Here is a 22971-nt window from a genome sequence, read left to right as displayed (position 1 = left end):
ACCACGCCCACAAAACGGCGCTCACAACGACCGGTTCGTCGGTCAGTCACACCCGGATGCCCCTCGCTCGTGAACCCGAGTCGCTGAACCCGGAAAACGTGGGTTGTTCAACAGTGTCCTAGTCCGCGGCTAGGAGACGCCGAGCAGGTCGATTACGAACACCAGGGTGGAGTTGGCGGGGATCGACCCTTGGGCGCTGTTGCCGTACCCGAGGGCGGGAGGGATCACCAGCTCCCGACGGCCTCCCACCTTCATCCCGACGATGCCCTGAGCGAATCCGGGGATCACCTGGGAGAGCGAGAAGCTCGCCGGCTGGCCCCTGGTCCACGACGAGTCGAACACCTGCCCGGTGGTGTACAGGGCGCCCACGTACTGGATGTTCACCGTGCTGGTGGCTGACGCCACCGGCCCGGTCCCCACCACTAGGTCCTTGCCGACCAAAGTGGTCGGGGCGGTCCCGGTGCCGGCGTGCAACGTCGGCGCAGCCTTCATGTCGGTGGCTCCGTCCGCGGCGGGCACCGCCCCGGAGGTGAACTGGTTGGCGGCCGGCGCGGCGACCGCCGGGGCGGTGGTGGTCGCGCCGCTGTTCGCTGTGGTGGCCGACGACGAGCCGCACGCGGCCGCGGCCAGGGCCAAAGCGCCGAGCAGCACGGCGGTAGGACGGCGGGGGGCGGGGCAGGCGCGGCGGGGCACGGGCCGAAACCTTATGGGGCCGCGTCGGCTCGCCGGGAGCGCGCCGCTGCCGGCGGCCCTCGGCCAGCGCACCGCCGGCTCGTCGCCCGGCGGCTGTCGGCCAGCGCGCTCCGGGGGGAGGACTCGAACCCCCATCCTCGGCTCCAAAGGCCGGTGTCCTGCCGTTGGACGACCCCGGACGGAGCTGCTGGCCGCCGCGCCCTGCGGCCCCCACAGCGTCGCGCAACGGAGCCCTCCCCGTCACCATCGCACGGCGACGGGGGTGATCGGGCGCCGGTGGACGAGCAACTGCGCCCCGGTTGACTAGAAAGGACCTGTGCCTGACGCGGACTCCCGCCACCGGTCGCTCAACGCCGTCGTCCTGGCCGCGGGCGAGGGCACCCGGATGCGCTCCGAGCGGCCCAAGCCCCTCCACCGCCTGTGCGGCCGCCCGATGGTGGTGCACGTGTTGCACGCGGTGGCCGCCGCCGGCGCCCGCCGGGCGGTGGTCGTGGTCGGCTTCGGGGCGGCCCGGGTGACCAAAACGGTGGGGGAGCAGCAGCCCACCGGCCTCCCCATCGATTTCGTGGAGCAGGCCCGCCAGCGGGGGACCGGCGACGCGGTGCTCGTCGGGCTCACCGGACTACCCGATGACGACGACGACGAGGACGTGTTGGTGCTGCCTGGCGACACGCCGCTGCTGCGCGGCTCGACGCTGGCTGGGCTCGTCGGCGCTCACCGCGACGCCGACGCCGCGGCCACCGTCCTCACCGCCCGGGTGCCCGACCCGACCGGCTACGGCCGGGTGGTGCGAGGCAAGGGGGACCGGGTGGCGCGCATCGTCGAGCAGAGCGACGCCACCGCCGAGGAGCTGGCCATCGACGAGATCAACACGTCGATCTACGTCTTTCGCCGGTCGGTGCTGGCCCCGGCGCTGCGCCGGCTAACCCCTGACAACGCCCAGGGCGAGTACTACCTGACCGACGCCGTGGCGGTGCTCCACGACGCCGGTTACGACATCGCGGCAGTGGCCGCGGCGGACCGCATGGAAGCCACCGGCGTCAACGACCGGGTCCAGCTGGCCACCGCCGAGGCGGAGCTGCGACGGCGCATCAACGACGACTGGCTCCGTCGGGGCGTGACGATGGTCGACCCGGCGCGGACCTACCTGGACACCACCGTCACCCTGGCGCCCGACGTCACCTTGTACCCGGGCACCATGCTGCAGGGTTCCACCACCGTCGCGGCGGGCGCCGAGATCGGGCCCGACTCGCAACTGGCGGACTGCGCCGTCGGCGCCCGGGCCGTGGTGACCGCCACCGTGGCCCACGGCGCGAGCGTCGGCGCCGACGCCCAGGTCGGGCCGTGGGGTTACCTTCCGCCCGGCAGCACGGTGGCGCCGGGGGCGGTCACCGGACCATGCTTCACTGGTAGGGCCGACACCGCACGAGACACCTGAAGGGTTGCACCATGGAGCTGGTCCCGAAGCGAACACTGCATCTGCTCACGGGCCGATCCCACCCGACGCTGGCTGCGGCCATCGCCGCCGACCTCGGCCTGCAGCTCGGCGACGCCAACATCGTCGACTTCGCCAACGGCGAGGTCAGACCCCGCTTCGGCGAGTCGGTGCGCGGCTCGGATGTGTTCATCATCCAGTCCCACTGCCGGACGCCGGGGCGCTCGGTCAACGATTCCCTCCTCGAGCAGTGGATCATGATCGACGCGGCCAAACGGGCGTCGGCCAAGCGGATCACCGCGGTGTGCCCCTACTACGGGTACTCCCGCCAGGACCGCAAATCCAAGGGTCGTGAGCCGATCACCGCCCGGATGGTCTCGGATTTCTTCGCCACCGCCGGCGCCGACCGGATCATCTCGGTCGATTTGCACTCCGGCCAGATCCAGGGCTTCTTCGACGGCCCGGTCGATCACCTGACCGCAGTGCCGCTGCTGACCGACTACCTGCGGACCAACGCCCCGAGCGGCGACTTCGTGATGGTCGCCCCCGACACCGGGCGGACCAAGGTCGCGGAGCAAGCGGCCCGCCACGCCGGCACCGCCGTCGACGTGGCCAGCGTCTACAAGCGCCGGCCGAAGGACGCGGTCAACCAGGTCGAAGCGCTCGACGTGATGGGCGACGTCGAGGGCCGCATGTGCGTGATCATCGACGACATGATCGACACCGCCGGCACCATCTGCGCCGCGGCGGAGATCCTCCACGCCAAGGGCGCCACCGAGGTCTGGGCGATGTGCACCCACGCGGTGCTGTCGGACCCGGCCGTGGACCGCCTGAAGAACTCCGCGATCGCCCGGGTGGTGATCACCGACACCCTCCCGCTCCCCCCCGAAAAGCAGATCGACAAGATCGAGGTGGTCTCGGTGTCCAAGATCTTCGCGGCGGCCATCGACGCGGTGTTCGGCGACGGCTCGGTCTCGGAGATCTTCAACGGCGAAAACCAGACCTGATCGGGACGGCTGAGCGGCCCGGTCTGACAGCGGCTCGCCCAGCCAGTAGCATCGACCGGTCCCTTACGGCAGTACACCCAGGTAGGAGCGCGGTCCGATGGCCGAAGTAACTCTCATCGCCGAGCCCGGTCGGGCGACCGGCACTCCCGAGTCGAAGCGCCTCCGCGCGTCCGGCCGGATCCCAGCGGTCGTCTACGGCCACGGCGGCGACGCCACGGCCGTCTCGGTCGACGCCCGCGAGCTGCGGCTGGCCCTCTCCGGAGACGCCGGCACCAACCAGCTCCTCGACCTGCAGGTGGGCAGCGAGCGTCACTTGACCATGGCCCGGGTCATCCAGCGCCACCCGGTCCGCAACACCGTGGTCCACATCGACTTCCAGGTGGTGCGCCGCGACGAGGTGCTCTCCGTCGACGTGCCGCTCATCTTGGAGGGAGAGCCCAAGGCCGTCGACCGCGAGCAGGGCCTCGTCGAGCAGCTCCTGACCTCGCTCACCGTCCAGTCCACGCCGGGGAACATCCCCAACGAGCTGATCATCGACATCAGCGGCCTGCAGATCGGCGACACCATCCGCGTCGCCGACATCGCGCTGCCCGCGAACGTGACGACCGACATCGACCCCGAAGAGGCCGTGGTCGTCGCGGCCGCCTCGCGTGTCGCCGCCGAGGTCGAAGAGATCGAGGAAGAGGCCGCCGAGGCCGCCGCCGAGGCCAGCGAGGCCGCGGAGGGCGAAGCGCCCGAGGCCGCCGCCGGCGGCGACGACAGCGCCGGCGGCGAGGGCTAGCTGCCCGTTGGCGGTCGGTTCGGCGCCCCTCGCAGCGGGACGCCGGCCGATCTCCTGGCCGTCGGGCTCGGCAACCCCGGACCCGAGTACGCCGGCACCCGCCACAACGTCGGGGCGCAGGTCGTCGAGCTGCTGGCCGAACGCCACGGCGGCCGGCTGCGCAAAGGCCGGGAGCTGGCCCTCGTCGACGAGGTCCGCCTCGGCGCCCTGCGCTTGGCCCTGGCCTTCCCGCAGACCTACATGAACGACTCCGGTCGTTCCGTCGCGCTCCTCGTCCGCCGCTTCGGAATCGAGGACCTGGCCCGGCTGGTCGTCGTGCACGACGAGCTGGACCTCCCGGTCGGCAAGGTGCAGGTCAAACTGGGAGGCGGGCTGGCCGGGCACAACGGCTTGCGTTCGATCAAAGCCCACCTCCACGACGACGGCTTCGCCCGGGTCCGCATCGGGATCGGCAAGCCGCCCGGCGGCAAGGAGCGCGGCGCCGACCACGTCCTCAGCCGGGTCGGCAAGCGGGAACGCACCGAGCTGGACGTGAGCGTCGCCATCGCCGCCGACGTCGTCGAGCACATCCTGGTCGAGGGAGTGCTTGACGCCCAGAACCGGTTCAATGGGTGACGCCGCCATGACTCCCCAACCCGTCACGTCGACCGTCCCGACCTCTCAAAAGACGCAGAAGCCCGCCGTCCCCCCGCTGGCTCCGCTCCTGCCGGTCCTTCGCGCCGACGCCACCTTCGCCGACCTGACCGGTCTGCGCCAGGCCGTGGTCGCGGTCCCCGAACCGGCCCGAGCGTTCGCCATCGCCGGGCTGGCCGAGGCGTCCGGCCGGCATCCGACCGTCGTCGCGGTGCCCACCGCGTCGGACGCCGAGCGCCTGGCCCACGACCTCGGGGCGTTCCTCGGCGAGGACCAGGTCGACTTGTGCCCGGCTTGGGAGACCCTCCCCTTCGAGCGGGTCAGCCCGAGCGTGGAGACCATGGGCCGCCGCCTGCGCACCATCTGGCGGCTCTCAGGCTCCGGAACGTCCGGGAACGGGGGCTCCGGAACGTCCGGGAACGGGGGCTCCGGAACGTCCGGGGACGGGCAGCCCGACCGGATGCCGAAGGTCCTCGTCGCCCCGGTCCGCAGCCTCCTCCAGCGTCTAGGACCCCACGTCGAGGACGTGGCGCCGGTCATCGTGAAACGGGGCGACGTCATCGACCCCGAGGAACTGGTCGCCCGCCTGGTGGGAATCGGCTACCGGCGCGAGTACCAAGTCGAGCACCGCGGCGAGCTGGCCGTGCGCGGATCGATCGTCGACGTGTTCGGTTCGACGGCGGACGGCCCGGTGCGCATCGACTTGTGGGGCGACGAGATCGACCGGCTGACGGAGTTCTCCATCGGCGATCAGCGCTCGACGGGCGACATCGAGCGCGCCGAGCTGTTCGGTTGCCGGGAGCTGCTCGTCACCGCCGACATCCACGCCCGGGCCGAGGCGCTCGTCGCCGAGGCCCCGTGGGGCCGGGAGCACTGGGAGCGTTTCGCCGAGGGCATGACCTTCGACGGCATGGAGTCGTGGCTGCCGTGGCTGAGCACCGACGAGCGCCTCCTCGTGGACCTCCTGCCCTCCGACGCCTTGGTGCTGCTGGTGGAGCCCCGCCGGATGAGGGACCGGGCCGGCGAGCTGCTCGATGAGGAAGCCGCGCTGGCCGGCACCCTGGCGCAGACGTGGGGCGCGTCCGGCGAGGAGTTTCCCCACCTCCATCTGCCCTTCGACCGGCTGCTGGCCCACACGGGCGCCGCGGCGTGGACGGTGACCGCCGCCCCGGAGGGACCTGGCACCACCACCGTGACGGCCACCGGGTGGGACCCCGTCGTCGGCGACGGCGAACGCCTGACCGGGCAGCTGCGCTCGTTGCTGGCCGACGGCTACCGGATCACGGTGTGTGCCGAGGGCAAAGGCAGCGGCGCCCGGGTCGCGGCGACCCTGCGCGACAACGGTTTCGAGGCCGCCCTGGTCGAGCGGGCGCCGAGCGCGGAGGAGCCCGACCCGGCTCAGCTGACCCGCAAGGGGATCCGGGTGATCGTCGCGCCGCTCGAGCGGGGCTTCATCCACCCGCCGACCAAGGTCGCGGTGCTCGCCGAGAGCGACGTGACCGGCCGGCGTCGGGCCCACCGCCGTCCCCGCCCCCGAGCCCGGGCCGCCGAAGGCTTCTTCGATGCCATCAAGACCGGCGACTACGTCGTGCACTACCAACACGGCGTCGGGCGCTTCGGCGGGATGGTGCGCCGGGCCATCGGCGGCAGCGAACGCGACTACCTGGTCCTCGAGTACAAGTCAGGCGACAAGCTCTACGTACCGTCGGACCAGATCGACCTGCTGCGCCCCTACACCGGCGGCGAGTCGCCGTCGCTGTCGCGCCTCAACGGCAGCGACTGGCAGCGCACCAAGTCCCGGGTCCGAAGCGCAGTCCGCGAGATCGCCCAGGAGCTGGTCGTCCTGTACCAAAAGCGGGTCAACGCCGCCGGGCACGCCTTCGCGCCCGACACCCCGTGGCAGCACGAGATGGAGGAAGCCTTCCCGTTCGCGGAGACCACCGACCAGTTGAAGGCGATCGCCGAGGTGAAAGCCGACATGGAAGCCGAAGCCCCGATGGACCGCCTGGTGTGTGGCGATGTCGGGTTCGGCAAGACCGAGGTGGCCATCCGGGCTGCGTTCAAGGCGGTGCAGGACGGGATGCAAGTCGCCATCTTGGTCCCGACGACCCTCCTCGCCTCCCAGCACTTCCAGACCTTCTCCGAGCGTTTCGCTGGCTACCCGATCCGCGTCGAGATGCTGTCTCGGTTTTTGACCCCGGCGCAGAGCAAGGCGGTCATCGACGGTCTGGCCGACGGCTCGGTGGACGTGGTGGTCGGCACCCACCGGCTGCTCGGCGGCGAACTGGCGTTCAAGAACCTCGGCTTGCTCGTAGTCGACGAGGAGCAACGTTTCGGCGTGCACCACAAAGAAGCGATCAAGCACCTGCGGACCAACGTCGACGTGCTGACCCTCACCGCCACCCCGATCCCTAGGACGCTGGAGATGAGCCTCACCGGCATCCGCGACCTGACCCTGCTCAACACGCCGCCCGCCGAGCGGCTACCGATCCTCACCTACGTCGGGGAGTACGACGACCGGGCCGTCGCCGAGGCCATCCGCCGCGAGCTGCTGCGGGAAGGCCAGGTGTTCTTCGTTCACAACCGGGTGGCCGACATCGAGAAGGTGGCGGCCGAGCTCAAGGCCCTCGTGCCCGAGGCCCGCGTCGCGGTCGCCCACGGTCAGATGGACGAAGGGACCCTCGAGAAGGTGGTCTACGACTTCTGGGAGGGCCAGTACGACGTGCTGGTGTGCACCACCATCATCGAGTCGGGCATCGACATGCCGACGGTCAACACCCTCGTCGTCGACCGCGCCGACCGGCTCGGGCTGGGCCAGCTCCACCAGTTGCGGGGCCGGGTCGGCCGGGCCGGGCAGCGGGCGTACGCCTACCTGCTGTTCCCTCCGGAGCAGTCGCTCTCCGAGGAGGCCTACGAACGCCTGCGGACCATCGGCGAGCACACCGAACTCGGGTCCGGATTCAAGATCGCCATGCGCGACCTGGAGATCCGCGGTGCGGGCAACCTGCTTGGCGGCAACCAGTCCGGGCACATCGCCGCGGTGGGCTACGACCTGTACGTCCAGATGGTGAGCGAGGCGGTCGCCGAGCTGAAAGGCGAGGAGCTGCGCGAGCCGGCCGAGATCAAGCTCGACCTGCCAGTCACCGCCAACCTGCCCGCCGGCTACGTGCAGCGCGAGGACCTTCGCCTAGAGGCCTACCGCCGCCTGGCGATGGTCACCACCCACGCCGAGGTCGACGACATCCGCAACGAGTGGCTCGACCGGTACGGGCCTCTGCCCGACCCGGCCGAGGCGTTGCTGCGCATCGGGCACCTGCGCGCTGAGTGCGCCCGCACCGGGGTTCGCGAGGTTGCAGTGGTCAAATCCAGCGGCGGCCTGTCCGGCGGGGGGGCCACCGCCCGGCTGTCGCCGCTGTCGCTGCGGGCCAGCGCCAGGGTCCGCCTCACCCGCCTGCACCCCAAGGCGGTGTTCAAGGAGGACCTCGGCCAGCTGGTCCTCACCCTGCCCCGCGGCGCCGACCCGGCGGAGACGCTGGCCGACCTGCTCGCCCAGTTGGTCCCTGCCGAAGCCGCCTAGGTAGCATCAGCGCCGCTGTGAGACGCTTTCCCTCCCCCCACCCCATCCCGCGCGGCCGCTGGCGCTCATGCCGGGGCAGGACCCGCCGACTGCTCGCAGGCGGGATCGGCGCGCTGGCCATCACCCTGGTAGCGGGGGCGTGCGACACTTCGCCGGTCGCGGCCAGCGTCAACGGCGCGGTGATCAAGCAGACCGCTTTGGACCTGGAGCTGCGCCTGCAGACGTCCAACAAGGCGTACGTGGCCAGCATCGACCGGGCCGCGGCGCAGAGCGGCAACAGCATCTCGGTGACCGGCGACGCCCCGGGCACCTACTCGACCCGTTTCGTCGCTGGGGTCCTCTCCACCATGATCCAGGCGCTGGCCATCCACCAGCATCTGGCCGCTACCGGTCAGCTGCCCGGCCCCGAGCAGCTGGCGGCCGCCCGCTCCGTCGACGAGGCCCTGTTCGGCTCGACGTGGCTGTCGTTCCCGCAAGCGTTTCGCGACACGCAGGTCGCCCAGGACGCCGAGCACGCGGCCATCGAGCCGGCGCCGACCGACACCTCCACGCTGCGCAGCGCCTACCAGTCGGTGCAGAAGTACTTTTTCTCTCAGGTGTGCGTTAGGTCGATCTCGGTGTCGGTGCTCAACAGCGACGGGACCCTCAACCAGGGCGCCTCGCTGGGCCAGGCCAACCAGATCGTCAACCAGTACAACCTGGCGCACAGTGACCCGTCGCTTGGCACCGTCCTCGGCCGGCCCTCCGGCGGGGTGGTCACCTGCTACGACGGCCAAGGCCTCGAGCTGCAGGGCGCGGCGCTTTTCAACCAGGTGCTGGCGTTGGCCCCCGGCACCGCCGCCCAGCCGCAGCAGACCGCCTACGGCTACCACATCACCGCGGTGGACAGCCGTACGTTCCAGCCCTTCGACGCGGTCACCCAGAAGGCGTTGGCGCTCGGGATCGCCCAGGCCCAAGGCGCCGCTGACCCGGCGCTCGGCTCGGTGGTCGCGCCGGCCAAGGTCAGCGTCAACCCGGCTTACGGGACCTGGGACGGCCGGACCGGTTCGGTGACGGCCCCCTCCCCGCTCGGCGCCAACTCCTCCACCACCCCGTGAGCGGTCCGGGTCCGGGCCGGATCACCGTAATCGGCCTCGGACCCGCGGACGCCGGCCTGCTGACCGTGGCCGCCGAGCGGGCCATCGCCGCCACCCCCCGGCGCTACGTGCGCACCACCCGCCACCCGTCGGCCCACGTCGTGCTGCCAGCGACGTCCTTCGACGACCTCTACGAGCGCGCCGCGTCGATCGACGACGTGTACCGCGGGATCGTCGACACCCTGGTCGACGCGGCCGGTGCCGGTGACGTGCTGTACGCGGTCCCCGGCTCCCCGCTGGTCGCGGAGCGCACCGTCGAGCTGCTGAGAGCCGACGGCCGGGTGAAGGTGGAGATCCAGCCGGCCATGTCATTCCTCGACGTCGCGTGGGCTCGCCTGGGCGTCGACCCCGTCGCCAGCGGCGCCCGCCTGGTCGACGGGCACCGCTTCGCGTTGGAGGCGGCCGGCGAGAGGGGGCCGCTGCTTGTCGCCCAGTGCGACACGTCCCTGGTGCTCTCCGACATCAAGCTGGCCCTCTCCGAGATCGGCGGCGGCGCCGACGACTTGGAGGTGGTGGTCCTGCAGCGTCTGGGCCTGCCCGACGAGTCGGTGACCACCCTTGGTTGGGCCGACCTGGACCGGGAGGTGGAGCCCGACCATCTGACCAGCGTGTGGATCCCGGCGCTGGCCGCGCCCGTCGCCGGGGAAGTGACCCGCTTCGCGGAGCTGGTGCGGACGCTGCGGGAGCGCTGCCCTTGGGACCGGGAGCAGACCCACCGCAGCCTCACCCGGCACCTCCTCGAGGAGACCTACGAGGTCATCGAGGCCATCGACGAGCTCGAACGCGACGGCGACAGTGATCACCTCGAAGAGGAGCTGGGAGATCTCCTGTTCCAGGTCGTGTTCCACGCCACGCTGGCCGCGGAGGAGGGCTACTTCACCCTCGCCGACGTGGCGCGAGGCGTCCACGACAAGCTGGTCCGCCGCCATCCCCACGTGTTCGAGGGGGCCGAGGTCGGCAGCTGGGAGCAGCTGAAGGCCGCGGAGAAGGGCCGCAGCAGCGTGATGGAAGGGCTGCCGGAGAACCTGCCGTCGCTGCTCTACGCCCACAAGGTGCAATGGAAGGCCGCGTCGCTCGGTTTCGATTGGGAAAACGCCGCCGGGGCATGGCGGAAGGTCGGTGAGGAGCTGAGCGAGCTTCGCGCCGCTGTCACCGCCTCGCCTGGCGATCAGCGAGCGGTCCAAGAGGAGCTGGGCGATGTGCTGTTCGCGGTGGTCAACGTCGCCCGCCACCTAGACGTCGATCCCGAGACCGCCCTCCGGGATGCCGCCGCCAAGTTCCGCCGGCGTTTCGCCCACATCGAGGCGCAGGCCGCCGGTGCGCAGCTGTCGCTAGGGGAGTGGGACGCCCTCTGGGAGGGCGCCAAGTCCCTCGGGTTGTAGGCCGGCGGGGGTCGGGCGCCCATACCTGACCGGCCGGGGTCGATGGGGTACCGTTGCCCCAGCAGTCACTCCAGTCACACGACCCACAGGACCACAGCGCATGAGTGCCATCGACCAGTTGATCGGGCGGGAGATCCTGGACTCGCGGGGCAATCCGACCGTCGAGGTGGAGATCCTCCTCGATTCGGGTGCCACCGGCCGGGCGGCGGTTCCCTCCGGGGCGTCGACCGGGTCGTTCGAGGCGGTGGAGCTGCGCGACGGCGGCGACCGCTACGCAGGCAAGGGCGTGGCCGACGCGGTCGCCCACGTCAACCACGAGATCGCCGAGGCGGTCGAGGGCTACGACGCGCTGGACCAGCGAGGGCTCGATGACCTGCTCGTGGACCTCGACGGCACCGACAACAAGGGCCGCCTCGGAGCCAACGCCATCCTCGGCGTGTCGCTGGCCGCGGCCAGGGCCGCCTCCGCCGAGGTCGGCCTGCCCCTCTACCGCTACGTCGGGGGGGCCAACGCCCACGTGCTGCCGGTCCCGATGATGAACGTCATCAACGGCGGCGCCCACGCCGACAACAACGTGGACCTGCAGGAGTTCATGATCGTCCCGTTGGGGGCGGCGTCGTTCGCTGAGGCCCTGCGATGGGGCGCCGAGGTGTACCACGTGCTGCGCGGCGTGCTCCACGAGCGGGGGCTGGCCACCGCCATCGGCGACGAAGGCGGCTTCGCCCCGAACCTGCCGTCCAACGAGGAGGCCATCGCGGTCCTCGTCGAGGCCATCGAGAAGGCCGGCCGGGTGCCCGGGGCCGAGATCGCCATCGCCCTCGACGCCGCGGCCTCCGAGTTCTACCGCGACGGCGCCTACCAGCTGGCCAGCGAAAGCCGGTCGCTGCCCGCCGCCGAGTTCGCCGGCTACCTGGCAGACCTGTGCGCCAAGTACCCGATCGTGTCGGTCGAGGACGGGATGGCCGAGGAGGACTGGGACGGGTGGGCGGCGCTGACGTCGCAGCTCGGCTCGTCGGTGCAGCTGGTCGGCGACGACATCTTCGTCACCAACGGCGAGCGTCTCGGACGGGGCATCGCTTCCGGCGTCGCCAACTCCATCCTGATCAAGGTCAATCAGATCGGGACCCTCACCGAGACCCTCGACACCGTCTCGATGGCGACGCGAGCCGGGTACTCGTCGGTCATGTCGCACCGCTCGGGTGAGACCGAGGACACCACCATCGCCGACCTGGCGGTGGCCACCAACTGCGGACAGATCAAGACCGGCGCCCCGGCCCGTTCCGACCGGGTGGCCAAGTACAACCAGCTGCTGCGCATCGAGGACGGCCTCGGCGACACCGCCCGCTACCTCGGGGCTGCGGCCTTCGCCCAGGTCCGGCGGTGAGGCGGGTGGCCCGATGAGGCGGACCGTCCGTATCTTGCTGCTGTCGGTTACCGGGGTGGCGGTCATCGTGCTGTTCGTCCTGCCCGGCCGTCAGCTCCTCGACCAGGGCCGGCAGCTGAGTTCGACGCGCCGCCAGATCAACATGCTCAGCCAAGAGAACGCCAAGCTGACCAAGGAGGCCGCGTCGCTGCAGACCGACGCGACGATCGAGCAGCTGGCCCGCCAGAAGTACGGTCTGGTGATGCCCGGCGAGCAGGCTTACGTGGTGTTGCCGCAGGCCACGCCGGCGCCGGGGTCAGCGCAGTCCACGCCGACCACGACCGTCCCGCCGTCGAACACGCCGTAGCCGGCTGAGACCTTCTAAGGTCTGACCGTGAGCATTCTCGGAAATCGAGTGCAGCGGCGGGAGGACCCCAAGTTCCTCACCACCGGGGGGGTCTACGGGGACGATCTGAAGATCGAAGGGGCGCTTTGGGCCACCTTCGTGCGATCGACCATGGCCCACGCCCGGCTGACGTCGCTGGACGTAACTGAGGCCAGGAACCGCCCCGGCGTCGTGGCCATCTACACCGGCGAGGACGTCGACTTGCCACCCGTCCCTGCCGGCCTGCCTGGCGTCCCAGACGTCATGGCCCGGCCGGTGCTGGCCAAAGGCGTCGTCCGTTTCGTCGGCGAGGCCGTCGCAGTGGTCCTCACCGAGGAGCGCTACCAAGGCGAGGACGCCGCCGAGTCGGTCTTCGTGGACTACGAGCCGCTCCCCGCGGTGGTCGACCCGGTCAGCGCTCTCACCGGCGACGTGCTGCTGTTCCCCGAGCACGGGAGCAACGTGGCGGTCCCGATGAACGAGCCGCAGGCCGAGGATTTCTTCGACGGCTGCGAGGTCGTGGTCCGCCACCGGCTGATCAACCAGCGCGTCGCGCCCTGCCCGCTGGAAGTGCGCAGCGGGGCGGCGATGTGGGAAGGCGACCGGGTCATCCAGTACGCCTCCAATCAGGCCCCTCACGGCGCGAAGGCCGCCATCGCCGGCCTCTACGGGCTCGAGGCCGACCGGGTCCGGGTCATCGCCCCCGACGTCGGCGGCGGGTTCGGCGCCAAGATCGGGCTCTACGTCGAGGACCTGATCCTGCCGTGGCTGGCCAAGGCCGCGGGCCGGCCGGTCCACTGGACCGAGACCCGCTCTGAGAGCATGCTGGCCCTCGGCCACGGCCGGGCCCAGGTGCAAGACGTCGCGATCGGCGGCAGCCGCGACGGGAAGGTCGAGGCGTACCGCCTGGAGGTGGTCCAAGACGCCGGCGCCTACCCGTCGCTCGGCTCCTTCCTCCCCGCCCTGACCCGGCTGATGACTTCGGGGACCTACGACATCCCCAAGGTCGAGTTCTCGGCCGCGTCGATGGTCACCAACACCACCCCGACGGTGGCCTACCGCGGCGCGGGCCGGCCGGAGGCAACGGCGGCCATCGAGCGGGCGATGGACCTCTTCGCCGCTGAGATCGGCATGGACCCCGCCGAGGTGCGCAAGCGCAACGTGGTGGCCAACGACAAGTTCCCCTTCACCACCCCGACGGGCACCGTCTACGACATCGGCGACTACGGCGGGGCGATCGACCTGGCGCTGCAGGCCTCCGACTACCAGGCGCTGCGCGCCGAGCAGGCCACCCGCCGATCGTCGGGGGACACCACCCAGATCGGCATCGGCGTGTCGAGCTACGTGGAGATCACCAACGGCGCCGGGCCGCCCGGCGAGTACGCCAAGGTCGAGATCCTGCCCGGCGGCAAGGCCCGGGTGTACACCGGAACCTCCCCCCACGGTCAGGGTCACGAGACGGCGTGGACCATGCTCGCCTCCGAGCAGCTCGGGATCCCGATGGAGGACATCGAGTTCGTGGCCAACGACACCGACCTGGTGCCCGAGGGTGGCGGGACGATGGGCTCGCGCTCGTTGCAGTCCGGCGGTCTCGCGGTCCACGAGGCGTCGATCGCCCTCGTCGACAAGGCCGCCAAGCTGGCCGCCGAGCTGCTCGAAGCCAACGCCGACGATGTCGTGCTGGACAAGGTCGGCGGGCGTTTCCACGTCGCTGGCACCCCGGCTGTTGGCCGTTCCTGGGCGGAGCTGGCCGAAGCCGCCGGCGACGACGGCGACGCGCTGGTCGTGGCCCACAGCTCCTCGCCGGCCGGCCCGACCTTCCCGTTCGGGGCCCACGTCGCGGTGGTGGAAGTCGACACCGACACCGGGCGGGTCAAGCTGACCAGGCTGGTCGCGGTGGACGACGCCGGCACCATCGTCAACCCGCTGCTGGCCGAAGGCCAGCGCCACGGCGGGCTGGCCCAAGGCGCGGCGCAGGCCCTCATGGAGGAGGTCCGCTACGACGACGACGGCAACCCGGTCACGTCCAACCTGGCCGACTACGCCATGATCTCCGCCACCGAGCTGCCGAGCTTCGAGCTGGTAGCGATGGCCACGCCAACGCCGATCAACGCGCTCGGTGCCAAGGGCATCGGCGAGTCCGGGACCATCGGATCGACCCCGGCGGTGCAAAGCGCGGTGGTCGACGCGCTGGCCCACCTCGGCGTGCGTCACATCGACATGCCGGCCACACCCGAACGCGTCTGGCGAGCCGTCGCCGCCGCCCAGTCCACCGCAGCCGAGTAGAGGAACCCTCACGTGAAGATCACCACCACGGTCAACGGCGAGCAGCGCGACAGCGAGGTCGAGCCCCGCCTGCTGCTCGTCCACTACCTCCGCGACGTGCTCGGGCTCACCGGCACCAACGTCGGATGCGACACGTCGTCGTGCGGGGCGTGCACCGTCCTGCTCGACGGCGAGTCGGTCAAGTCCTGCACCGTCCTCGCCGCCCAGGCCGACGGATCGTCGATCACCACGATCGAGGGTCTGGCCGGACCCGACCGCATGCACCCGGTGCAGGAAGCGTTCCAAGAGCACCACGGCCTCCAGTGCGGGTACTGCACCCCTGGCATGGTCATGGCCGCGGTCTCCCTCATCGAGGAGGTCCCCGACCTCGACGAGGCCAAGGTCCGCGAAGGCCTCGAGGGCAACCTGTGCCGCTGCACCGGTTACCACAACATCGTGAAGGCCGTGCTGGCTGCGGCCAAGACCCCCGCCCGGAGCGCCTCGTGATCCCCGCCGCCTTCGAATACCAGCGTCCGAGCAGCCTCGACGAGGCCGTCAGGCTCCTCGCCGACAGCGGCGACGACGCCAAGCTTCTCGCCGGCGGGCACTCGCTGCTGCCGCTGATGAAGCTGCGCCTGGCCGCGCCGTCGATGCTGATCGACATCGGCCGCCTGCGTGACCTGTCCTACATCAGCGACGCCGGCGACACCGTCACCATCGGCGCCCTCACCCGCCATCACGAAGTCGAGACCTCCGCGCTGCTCAAGGCGCAGGTGCCGCTGCTGGCCCACGCCACCAGCCAGGTCGGCGACCCTCAGGTCCGCCACCGGGGCACCATCGGAGGCTCCATCGCCCACGGCGACCCTGCGTCGGACCTGCCGGCGGTCTGCCTCGCCCTTCGCGCCACGTTCACCGTGGTAGGCCCCAACGGCAGCCGCCAGATCCCGGCCGACGACTTCTTCCGCGGTTTCTTGGAGACCGCGCTGTCCGCCGACGAGATCCTCACCGAGATCTCCGTGCCCAAGGTGCCCGACGCCGGGTGGTCGTTCCAGAAGTTCAACCGCCGAGCCCAGGATTGGGCCATCGTCGGTGTCGCCGCGGTGCACAACGGCTCGACGGGAGTCGGGTTGGTCAACATGGCGTCGGTGCCGGTACGGGCCGCCGCGGTGGAGGACGCGATCGCGGCCGGGTCCAGTGCCGCTGAGGCCGCCACCCACGCGTCGGACGGGCTCGATCCCCCCGCCGACCTCAACGCCAGCCAGGAGTACCGCCGGCACCTGGCCGAGGTGCTGGTACGACGGGCCCTGCAGGAGGCCGGCGCGCCGTAACGGCCGTGCCGCGGCCGGCGGGGCCGGACGACGGCGGTGTCGAAAAGCGCGTTGGGTCCTACGCTGGCCCGGTGACCTCACCGCCCGTGCCGCCGGCCGCCGCCCCGACCGGGGCCTCCGTCGCTCCTCCCGTCGCGCCTGACCCGGCGGGAGGAGCGTCCGCGCCCGGGGCGCCCGGGGCCGGGTCGTGGGCGCCGGGGTCGGTGGAGGAAGTCACCGCCGCGCTCGGGGCTCACGGCTACCTGGCCGACGAGGGCCTCGCCACCTCGGTGTTCTTGGCCCTGGCCCTCCGCCGGCCGCTGCTGCTCGAGGGGGAGGCCGGCGTCGGCAAGACGGAGGTGGCCAAGGTCCTGTCGGCGTGGACCGGAGGCCCGCTGCTCCGCCTGCAGTGTTACGAGGGTATCGACGTCTCCCAGGCCGTCTACGAGTGGGACTACGCCCGCCAGCTGCTGCACCTGCGGGCCGCGGAGACCAGGGGCGGCGCAGTGTCGGAAGACGAGCTCTACGACCAGCGGTTCTTGATCCGCCGGGCGCTGCTGGCCGCCATCGACCACGGCGAGGGGCCGCCGCCGGTGCTGCTCATCGATGAGGTCGACCGAGCCGACGACGAGTTTGAGGCGTTCCTCCTCGAGGTCCTCTCCGAGTACGCGGTGACGGTCCCCGAGCTGGGCACGCTGCGGGCTGTCGTCCCGCCGGTGGTGATCGTCACCTCCAATCGCACCCGCGACGTGCACGACGCCCTCAAGCGCCGCTGCTTGTACCACTGGGTCGCCCACCCGGACTTCGAGCGGGAGGTCGCGATCGTGACGCTGCGGGCCCCGCAGGCCGCGCCTGTCCTCGCCCGGCAGGTGGCCGCCGCGGTCGAGTCGCTCCGGTCCATGCACCTCTACAAGCCGCCCGGGGTGGCCGAGACCATCGACTGGACCGCCGCGCTGGCCGCCCTGGGGCGCAGCCAGATCGACGAGCGCAGCTTGGACCTGACCCTCGGGACGGTGCTCAAGTACCAAGAGGACCAGGCCCGGGTCCGCGACAGCGGGCTCGCGGAGCTGGTCCGAGCGGCGTTCCAGCGCGGTGCCTGACAGCCCGGCCTCGTCGCGAGGCGCCCCGGAGCGGATCGCGGTGGGCTTCGCGTGGGTGCTGCGCGGCGCGGGTGTCGACGTGCCGACCGGCTCGGTCGTCGATTTCGTCGCCGCGCTGGGCCTGGTCGGCGTGGCCCGCCGCGACGGGGTGTACTTCGCCGGGCGGGCCACCCTGGTGCGCCGCCCCGAGGACGTGGCCATCTACGACCGGGTGTTCGCCTCCTACTGGGAGCAGCGCCGCGTCGAGCGGGTCGATCCGCCGCTGCCGGCGCCGGTGACCCTGGCCGTCGACGAGCCCGACGACGACGCAGGCACAGACCGCGACGGGGGGGAGGCCCCGACCGGGGAGACCGTCGCGGTGCGCTTCAGCGCCCTCGAGGTGCTCCGCCACAAGGATTTCGCGGCCCTCGACGCCGACGAGTGGAACGAGGCCCACCGGCTCCTGGCCGCGCTGCGGGTCAACCCGGACCAGCGCCGCACCCGCCGGCTGCGCAAGACCGCCCACTCCCGCGGCCGCCCGGACATGGGGGGCACCGTCCGCCGTTCTCTGCGCACGGGCGGCGAGGCGATCGAGCGGGCGTGGAGGCTCCCCTCCACCCGCGGCCGGCGGCTGGTAGTCCTGGCCGACGTGTCGGGGTCGATGGAGCCCTACGCCCGGGCCGCGATGCGCTTCGCGCAGGCCGCGGTCGCGGCCCGAGGCGTCAACACCGTCGAGGTCTTCGCGCTGGGCACCCGCCTGACCCGCCTGACCCGCCACCTGGCCGGGCGCGACCCCGAGATCGCCCTTCGCCGGGCCGCCGGCGAGGTCGTCGACTGGTCCGGAGGGACCAGGCTGGGCGACGGGCTGGCCGGTTTCAACGACCGCTGGGGGGTGCGGGGGATGGCCCGCGGCGCGGTGGTCGTCATCCTCTCCGACGGGTGGGACCGCGGCGACCCGGCGCAGCTGGCCGCGGAGATGGCCCGCCTGGCCCGGGTCGCGCACCGGGTGATCTGGGTCAACCCGCTCAAGGCCACGCCCGGGTACGCGCCTCTCGCCCGGGGGATGGCGGCCGCCCTGCCGTACGTTGATCAGTTCGTGGAAGGTCATTCGCTGGCGTCGCTCGAGCACCTGGCTCGGATCATCGCCAACGAGACCGCGCCCGGCTTCGCCGGCGGCCCTGTACCGCCCCGAACACCCGTATCGCCCCGCAGACCGGTCCCACCCCGGATACCTGCCCCGCCCCGGACATTGGAGGAAGCATGAAGGAGATCCTGAGTGACATCGACCGCTGGCGGGCCGAGGGCAAGCAGGTGGCGGTGGCCCGCGTCGTCGGCGTGGAGGGCTCCGGCCCCCGCCTGCCCGGCGCGGCGATGGCGGTCAGCGACGCCGGCGAGGTCGCCGGGTCGGTGTCTGGCGGCTGCGTCGAGGGGGCGGTGGTAGCCGAGGCCCTCGACGTCATCGCCGGTCACCGGCCGCGGATGGCGACCTTCGGGTTCTCCGACGACGAGGCGTTCTCGGTCGGCCTGACCTGCGGCGGCACCGTCCGGGTGTTCATCGAGCCGCTGGACTGGTGATGGGATCCCTCTACGAGTCGCTCTCCGCGGCCATCCGCGCGGAGGAGCCGGTCGCGCTGGCCGAGGTGGTCGAGGGTCCCGAGGACCTCCTCGGGACCAAGCTGCTGGTCCGTCCCGGCGGCGACCCGGCGGTCATGGGCTCCCTCGGCGACCCCGGCCTGGACCGGGTCGTCACCCGCGACACGCTCGGTGAGCTGGCGGTCGGCTTGACCGCCACCCGCCATTACGGCCTCCACGGCGAGGCCCGGGCCCGCGACGTCGGCGTGTTCATCGAGTCGTTCGCACCGCCGCCGGTGATGATCATCTTCGGCGCGGTGGACTTCACCGCCGCGCTGGCCAAGGTGGCCAAGGTGCTCGGCTACCGGGTGACGGTCTGCGACGCGAGGCCGGTGTTCGCCACCAAAGCTCGCTTCCCGATGGCCGACGAGGTCGTCGTGTCGTGGCCCGACAAGTACCTGGCCGAGGTCGGGCCCTCCCTCGGGCCGCGCGACGCGGTGTGCGTGCTCACCCACGACCCCAAGTTCGACGTGCCCGCAGTGGTGGCGGCCCTCGCCACCGAGGTCGGTTACCTGGGGGCGATGGGCTCGCGCCGGACCCACGACGAGCGGGTGGCCCGCCTTCGCGGCGCCGGCGTCGACGACGCCGGCCTCGACCGCCTCATGGCCCCGATCGGCCTCGACCTCGGTGCCCGCACCCCGGAGGAGACGGCGGTGGCGATCTGCGGCGAGATCATCGCCTTGCGCAGCGGGCGCGACGCCCCGTCACTGCGGGACCGGGACGGGCCGATCCACCTCGACGGGCCGGGCGAGTCCGGCACCGACGGGCCGTCGGGCACCGACGGCGCGGCCGTGCCAGCCGGGGGCTGACAGTGGCCGGCCCGCCCCGAGGCGGCGTGGCCGCGGTCGTGCTCGCCGCGGGCGCTGGGAGCCGCTTCGCCGCGGCCGACCGAACCCACAAGCTGCTGGCGCCGTGGCGGGGCCGGCCGGTGATCGCCGCGGTCCTCGACGCGGCCACCGAGGCCGGCATCGGCGCGGTGTGGGTAGTCACCGGGGCCGCCGACCTCGACGAGGTCATCGGCGGGTGTGGCGCCCGCCGGGTGCCCAACCCCCGCTGGGCGGAGGGGCAGGCGACGTCGCTGGCGGCCGCGGTGGACTTGGCGGGCGCGGAGGGCCTGGCGAGGATCGTCGTCGGGCTCGGGGACCAGCCGCTCGTGCCGTCCTCCGCGTGGCGGGCGGTTGCCGCCGCCGGCGGCCCGATAGCCGTCGCGACCTACGGAGGCCGGCGCGCCAACCCGGTCGGGCTGGGGGAAGAGGTATGGCCGCTGCTGCCTAGGACTGGCGACGCCGGCGCCCGGGTAGTCATCAGGAACTGCCCCGAATTGGTTGAGGAAGTAGCGTGCGACGGTAATCCCGTCGACATCGACACCGTGGAGGACCTGAGACTGTGGAGTTGACCAACGATTTCCGGGTGAGCGTGCCACCTGCGCAGGCATGGAAGGTCTTCACCGACGTGGAGCGCATCGCCCCCCTCCTTCCGGGCGCTCAGCTCCAGGAGATCGAGGGCGACGAGTTCCGGGGCATCGTCAAGGTGAAGGTCGGCCCCATCCAGGCGCAGTACAAAGGCGTCGCCACCTTCCTCGAGCAGGACGAGGCCGCCGGCAAAGTGGTGCTCAAGGCCAGCGGCCGTGACACCAGGGGCCAGGGCAACGCCAACGCCACCATCACCGCCACGATGGTCGCCGACGGTGACGGCACCAAGGTGTCGGTGGTGACCGATCTCACCATCACCGGGAAGGTGGCGCAGTTCGGCCGCGGCGTGCTCGCCGACGTCAGCGCCAAGCTGCTCGGCCAGTTCGTCGACGCCCTGGAAGCCGACCTGGAGAAAGGCGGCGTGCCCGAGGCCGGCGCGCCCGCACCGTCGGAGCCTGCGTCCGGTGGCGGCGTGCCGGGGCCCTCCAGCAGCAATCCGCCCACCGAGGACGCCGGGGCCGCCGCCGCAGGGGAGGCCCTCGTCAGCGACGACCCCGAAGCCGACGCCGGCACCACTCCGAGCTCGCCCACCGAGGGGCTCGAGGCGGTCGTCGCCGACGGCCCGGTGGGCGGGGGCACGACCGCTCCGCCCTTGTCCCCGCCGTCGTCGGAGGGCAGCCCGACCTTGAGGCGCATCGAGTCGGCCGAGCCCGAACCCGTCGACCTGCTCGACGCCGCCGGCAGCTCGGTGGCCAAGCGGGCCATCCCCGCCGCCGGCGTGCTGGCGCTGGTCGTGTTCATCGTCCTGCGCCGACGGGCCAAGGCCCGCCGCCGCGCCGCCGCTCGCCTCCGGGCGCTGCCCGCCCAGATCGACGTGCCGTCCTGGGACGACGTGAAGGGCCACCTGCCGGCGCTGCCCGACCCCGACGAGCTGCGCAAGCTCGGTCGCAAGGCGGCCAAGAAAGCCCGCAAGCAGGCCCTCAAGCGGGCCGCGAAGACCCGGGCGCTGGCCGCCACCCAGGTGGAGCACGCCCGAGAGGCCGGCGTGGAAGCCGCCGCGAAGCTAGGCCGCCGCCAGGCCAAGGCCGCCCGCCGGCAGGCCGAGGCGGCCCGCAAGCAGGCGCTCGCGGCCCGCACGGCGGGGAGGCGGGCGGTGGCCCAGGCCCAGCACTCGTTGCCGCAGGTGCCGAGCCGTCACTGACCCGCCGGTCGCTCGCGGCGGCCCCAGCACCGACGCAGGGCCTAGCGGGCCAGACGCGCTCCGGGTGGCCGCCCTGCTCGGCAGGTCACCGCGGGGCGGCTACGAGATAGTCGTTCGCAGCGCTACCGGCGACCCGGTGGTGCTGCGCAACGCGCCGCTCCTCGAGGACGGGACGCCGATGCCGACCCGTTTCTGGCTGATCGGGGCGGCCGAACGCAAAGCGATCGACCACCTGGAGGCGGCTGGCGGGGTGCGCGCCGCGGAGGCGGCGGTCGACGCCGTCGAGCTCGCCGAGGCTCACCGGCGCTACGCCACCGAGCGCGACGCCGCGATACCCGCCGGCTGGTCCGGCAACCGGCCCTCCGGAGGAGTGGGCGGCACCCGCACCGGGGTGAAGTGCCTCCACGCCCACTATGCGTGGTACCTGGCCGGCGGCGACGACCCGGTGGGGCGGTGGGTGGCCCACCAGCTCGGCCGTCCGCCTGGCTGAGCCCGGTTCCCGGTCGATCTGCTCCCAGGTGACCGCCGGTGCGCTGAGCGGGCTGGGAACCGATCGGGGCGGCCGGTCGTCCAACCCAGCATGCCCACCAGGATCGGCTCTCGCCGCCGTCCATCCCGCCGCTCAGATCTGGCCGCGGCCCGTAGAGCGGTCGGGGGTCCGGGACCTGACCTCCCCGGAGGCCAGCCCCGCCGCTGGGCGCTGGCCGTCGTCCCCCTGCTGGGCGTGGTCGGCCTGGCTGCCGGGGTGGTCGGCTGCGGGGCCACCAAGTCGTCCAGTTCGGTACCCGCCAGCGTCGCCCGCGGTGGTCCCAGCGGCTCGGCCGGCGGGGCGCCGGCTGGTGGGGTTTCGGCTGGCGGCCTCCCGGCCGGGCCCGGGGCTGCGCCGAGCGGCTCGGGCCCGGCCGCCGGGCCGTCGATCGGTCAGGAGGTGTCAGCCGCACAACCGAGAATCGTCCAGAACGGCGACGTGCAGATCCGGGTCAAGAAGGGCCAGTTGCAGCCGGCTTTCGACGCCATCCAGGGCGTGGCCAACAGCGCCGGCGGGTTCGTGTCGGACTCGTCGATGTCGACCGGCGGCGACACGGCGTCGGCCCGCCTGGTGCTGCGGGTCGTTAACGCCGACGTCCACCAGGTCCTCGCCGCCCTGCCCCGGTACGGCACCGTCACCTCGCAGAGCCTGTCGGGCCGGGACGTGACCGGCCAGCTGGTCGACCTCGCGGCGCGGATCACCACCCTCCAGGCGGAGGAAGGGGCGCTGCGGGCCCTGCTGTCAGACGCCAAAGCGATCGGGGACATCCTGTCGATCCAAAACCAGCTGTTCGAGCTCCAGACCCAGGTAGAGCAGCTGAGCGGACAGCAGAGCACCCTCAGCGACCAGACGACCTACGCCACCATCTCCGTGGAGCTGACCGAGGCCGGCAGGGCCGCACCGCCGGCTCACAAACCGCATCCCTCCGTCCTGTCCCGGGCTTGGCACCTCGCGGGCAGCCACACCGTCGCAGTCCTCCGGGGAATCGTGCTGGCCGTCGCCTGGCTTACCCCGCTGCTCATCGTGGGTGTCGTCGCCGGCGTACCCCTGCTGTGGTGGTGGCGGCGTCGGCGGCAGCACCCTACGCCCCCGGGTCCCTCCGCTGGGCTCGACCCGATGCCGCCGACGGCCTGAGCGCCGTCCCCGCCGGCCCC

21 protein-coding genes and 1 tRNA gene are annotated in these 22971 nt (G+C 72.2%); 20 read left to right on the top strand and 2 right to left on the bottom strand.

All coding sequences use genetic code 11. The features are described 5' to 3' along the window. Positions 1-129 precede the first annotated feature (129 nt). Positions 130-693 carry an FKBP-type peptidyl-prolyl cis-trans isomerase gene (locus K6U06_RS22150; protein ID WP_262324158.1) on the bottom strand — a complete coding sequence of 188 codons (564 nt, stop codon included), beginning with the start codon at positions 691-693 and terminating at the stop codon, positions 130-132. Between the two features lie 108 nt (positions 694-801). Further along, positions 802-872: transfer RNA gene (locus K6U06_RS22145), tRNA-Gln, on the bottom strand. A 137-nt stretch (positions 873-1009) separates the two neighbouring features. On the opposite strand from K6U06_RS22145, the gene K6U06_RS22140 reads away from it, so the two are divergent. The 20 genes from K6U06_RS22140 to K6U06_RS22045 all read left to right on the top strand — a co-directional run bounded on the left by K6U06_RS22140 (position 1010) and on the right by K6U06_RS22045 (position 22951). Then, positions 1010-2131, top strand: coding sequence for a bifunctional N-acetylglucosamine-1-phosphate uridyltransferase/glucosamine-1-phosphate acetyltransferase (locus tag K6U06_RS22140; protein WP_262324157.1), 1122 nt, complete (start codon positions 1010-1012; stop codon positions 2129-2131). Positions 2132-2142: 11 nt separating this feature from the next. Continuing rightward, a complete protein-coding gene (locus K6U06_RS22135; protein ID WP_262324156.1) occupies positions 2143-3135 on the top strand; it encodes a ribose-phosphate diphosphokinase in 993 nt (330 codons plus the stop codon). A 97-nt stretch (positions 3136-3232) separates the two neighbouring features. Then, on the top strand, positions 3233-3916 hold the full coding sequence (locus K6U06_RS22130) for a 50S ribosomal protein L25 (RefSeq protein ID WP_262324155.1): 684 nt from the start codon (positions 3233-3235) through the stop codon (positions 3914-3916). Then, complete coding sequence (gene pth, locus K6U06_RS22125; RefSeq protein WP_316044743.1) at positions 3917-4531, top strand: aminoacyl-tRNA hydrolase; 615 nt, start codon at positions 3917-3919, stop codon at positions 4529-4531. Positions 4532-4538: 7 nt separating this feature from the next. Further along, on the top strand, positions 4539-8126 hold the full coding sequence (gene mfd, locus K6U06_RS22120; protein WP_262324154.1) for a transcription-repair coupling factor: 3588 nt from the start codon (positions 4539-4541) through the stop codon (positions 8124-8126). A 17-nt stretch (positions 8127-8143) separates the two neighbouring features. Then, positions 8144-9223: a hypothetical protein gene (locus K6U06_RS22115; RefSeq protein WP_262324153.1), complete on the top strand. Its 1080-nt coding sequence runs from the start codon at positions 8144-8146 to the stop codon at positions 9221-9223. Further along, positions 9220-10644, top strand: a complete 1425-nt coding sequence (gene mazG, locus K6U06_RS22110) for a nucleoside triphosphate pyrophosphohydrolase (RefSeq protein ID WP_262324152.1) — start codon at positions 9220-9222, stop codon at positions 10642-10644. Before K6U06_RS22115 ends, mazG begins: the two co-directional genes overlap by 4 nt. A 100-nt stretch (positions 10645-10744) precedes the next feature. Then, complete coding sequence (gene eno / locus K6U06_RS22105) at positions 10745-12028, top strand: phosphopyruvate hydratase (RefSeq protein ID WP_262324151.1); 1284 nt, start codon at positions 10745-10747, stop codon at positions 12026-12028. A gap of 13 nt (positions 12029-12041) precedes the next feature. Beyond that, on the top strand, positions 12042-12374 hold the full coding sequence (locus K6U06_RS22100; protein WP_262324150.1) for an FtsB family cell division protein: 333 nt from the start codon (positions 12042-12044) through the stop codon (positions 12372-12374). Positions 12375-12401: 27 nt separating this feature from the next. Continuing rightward, entirely contained in the window at positions 12402-14678 is a 2277-nt protein-coding gene (locus tag K6U06_RS22095) for a xanthine dehydrogenase family protein molybdopterin-binding subunit (protein ID WP_262324149.1), read from the top strand. Positions 14679-14690: 12 nt separating this feature from the next. Continuing rightward, positions 14691-15164 (top strand): (2Fe-2S)-binding protein, encoded by a 474-nt coding sequence (locus K6U06_RS22090; protein ID WP_262324148.1) that lies wholly within the window; start codon positions 14691-14693, stop codon positions 15162-15164. Then, positions 15161-15985 carry an FAD binding domain-containing protein gene (locus K6U06_RS22085; protein WP_262324147.1) on the top strand — a complete coding sequence of 275 codons (825 nt, stop codon included), beginning with the start codon at positions 15161-15163 and terminating at the stop codon, positions 15983-15985. The genes K6U06_RS22090 and K6U06_RS22085 overlap by 4 nt, the downstream gene beginning before the upstream one ends. An 86-nt stretch (positions 15986-16071) precedes the next feature. Next, positions 16072-17064, top strand: a complete 993-nt coding sequence (locus K6U06_RS22080; protein WP_410051122.1) for an AAA family ATPase — start codon at positions 16072-16074, stop codon at positions 17062-17064. Next, positions 17057-18307 carry a vWA domain-containing protein gene (locus K6U06_RS22075; protein ID WP_262324145.1) on the top strand — a complete coding sequence of 417 codons (1251 nt, stop codon included), beginning with the start codon at positions 17057-17059 and terminating at the stop codon, positions 18305-18307. The genes K6U06_RS22080 and K6U06_RS22075 overlap by 8 nt, the downstream gene beginning before the upstream one ends. Then, entirely contained in the window at positions 18304-18618 is a 315-nt protein-coding gene (locus K6U06_RS22070) for an XdhC family protein (protein WP_262324144.1), read from the top strand. Before K6U06_RS22075 ends, K6U06_RS22070 begins: the two co-directional genes overlap by 4 nt. After that, positions 18618-19484 carry an XdhC family protein gene (locus K6U06_RS22065; RefSeq protein WP_262324159.1) on the top strand — a complete coding sequence of 289 codons (867 nt, stop codon included), beginning with the start codon at positions 18618-18620 and terminating at the stop codon, positions 19482-19484. The genes K6U06_RS22070 and K6U06_RS22065 overlap by 1 nt, the downstream gene beginning before the upstream one ends. A 2-nt stretch (positions 19485-19486) precedes the next feature. Next, on the top strand, positions 19487-20071 hold the full coding sequence (locus tag K6U06_RS22060) for an NTP transferase domain-containing protein (RefSeq protein WP_262324143.1): 585 nt from the start codon (positions 19487-19489) through the stop codon (positions 20069-20071). Positions 20072-20085: 14 nt separating this feature from the next. Next, positions 20086-21288, top strand: a complete 1203-nt coding sequence (locus K6U06_RS22055; RefSeq protein WP_262324142.1) for an SRPBCC family protein — start codon at positions 20086-20088, stop codon at positions 21286-21288. Positions 21289-21352: 64 nt separating this feature from the next. Next, positions 21353-21778, top strand: coding sequence for a DUF501 domain-containing protein (locus K6U06_RS22050; RefSeq protein ID WP_262324141.1), 426 nt, complete (start codon positions 21353-21355; stop codon positions 21776-21778). Positions 21779-21868: 90 nt separating this feature from the next. Further along, a complete protein-coding gene (locus K6U06_RS22045; protein WP_262324140.1) occupies positions 21869-22951 on the top strand; it encodes a DUF4349 domain-containing protein in 1083 nt (360 codons plus the stop codon). Positions 22952-22971: the final 20 nt, after the last annotated feature.

Source organism: Acidiferrimicrobium sp. IK, from assembly GCF_025499425.1.
Classification (GTDB): domain Bacteria; phylum Actinomycetota; class Acidimicrobiia; order Acidimicrobiales; family Palsa-688; genus Acidiferrimicrobium.
Note: the sequence above shows the minus strand (reverse complement) of the source record. Positions and strands in the feature narration are given on the sequence as shown.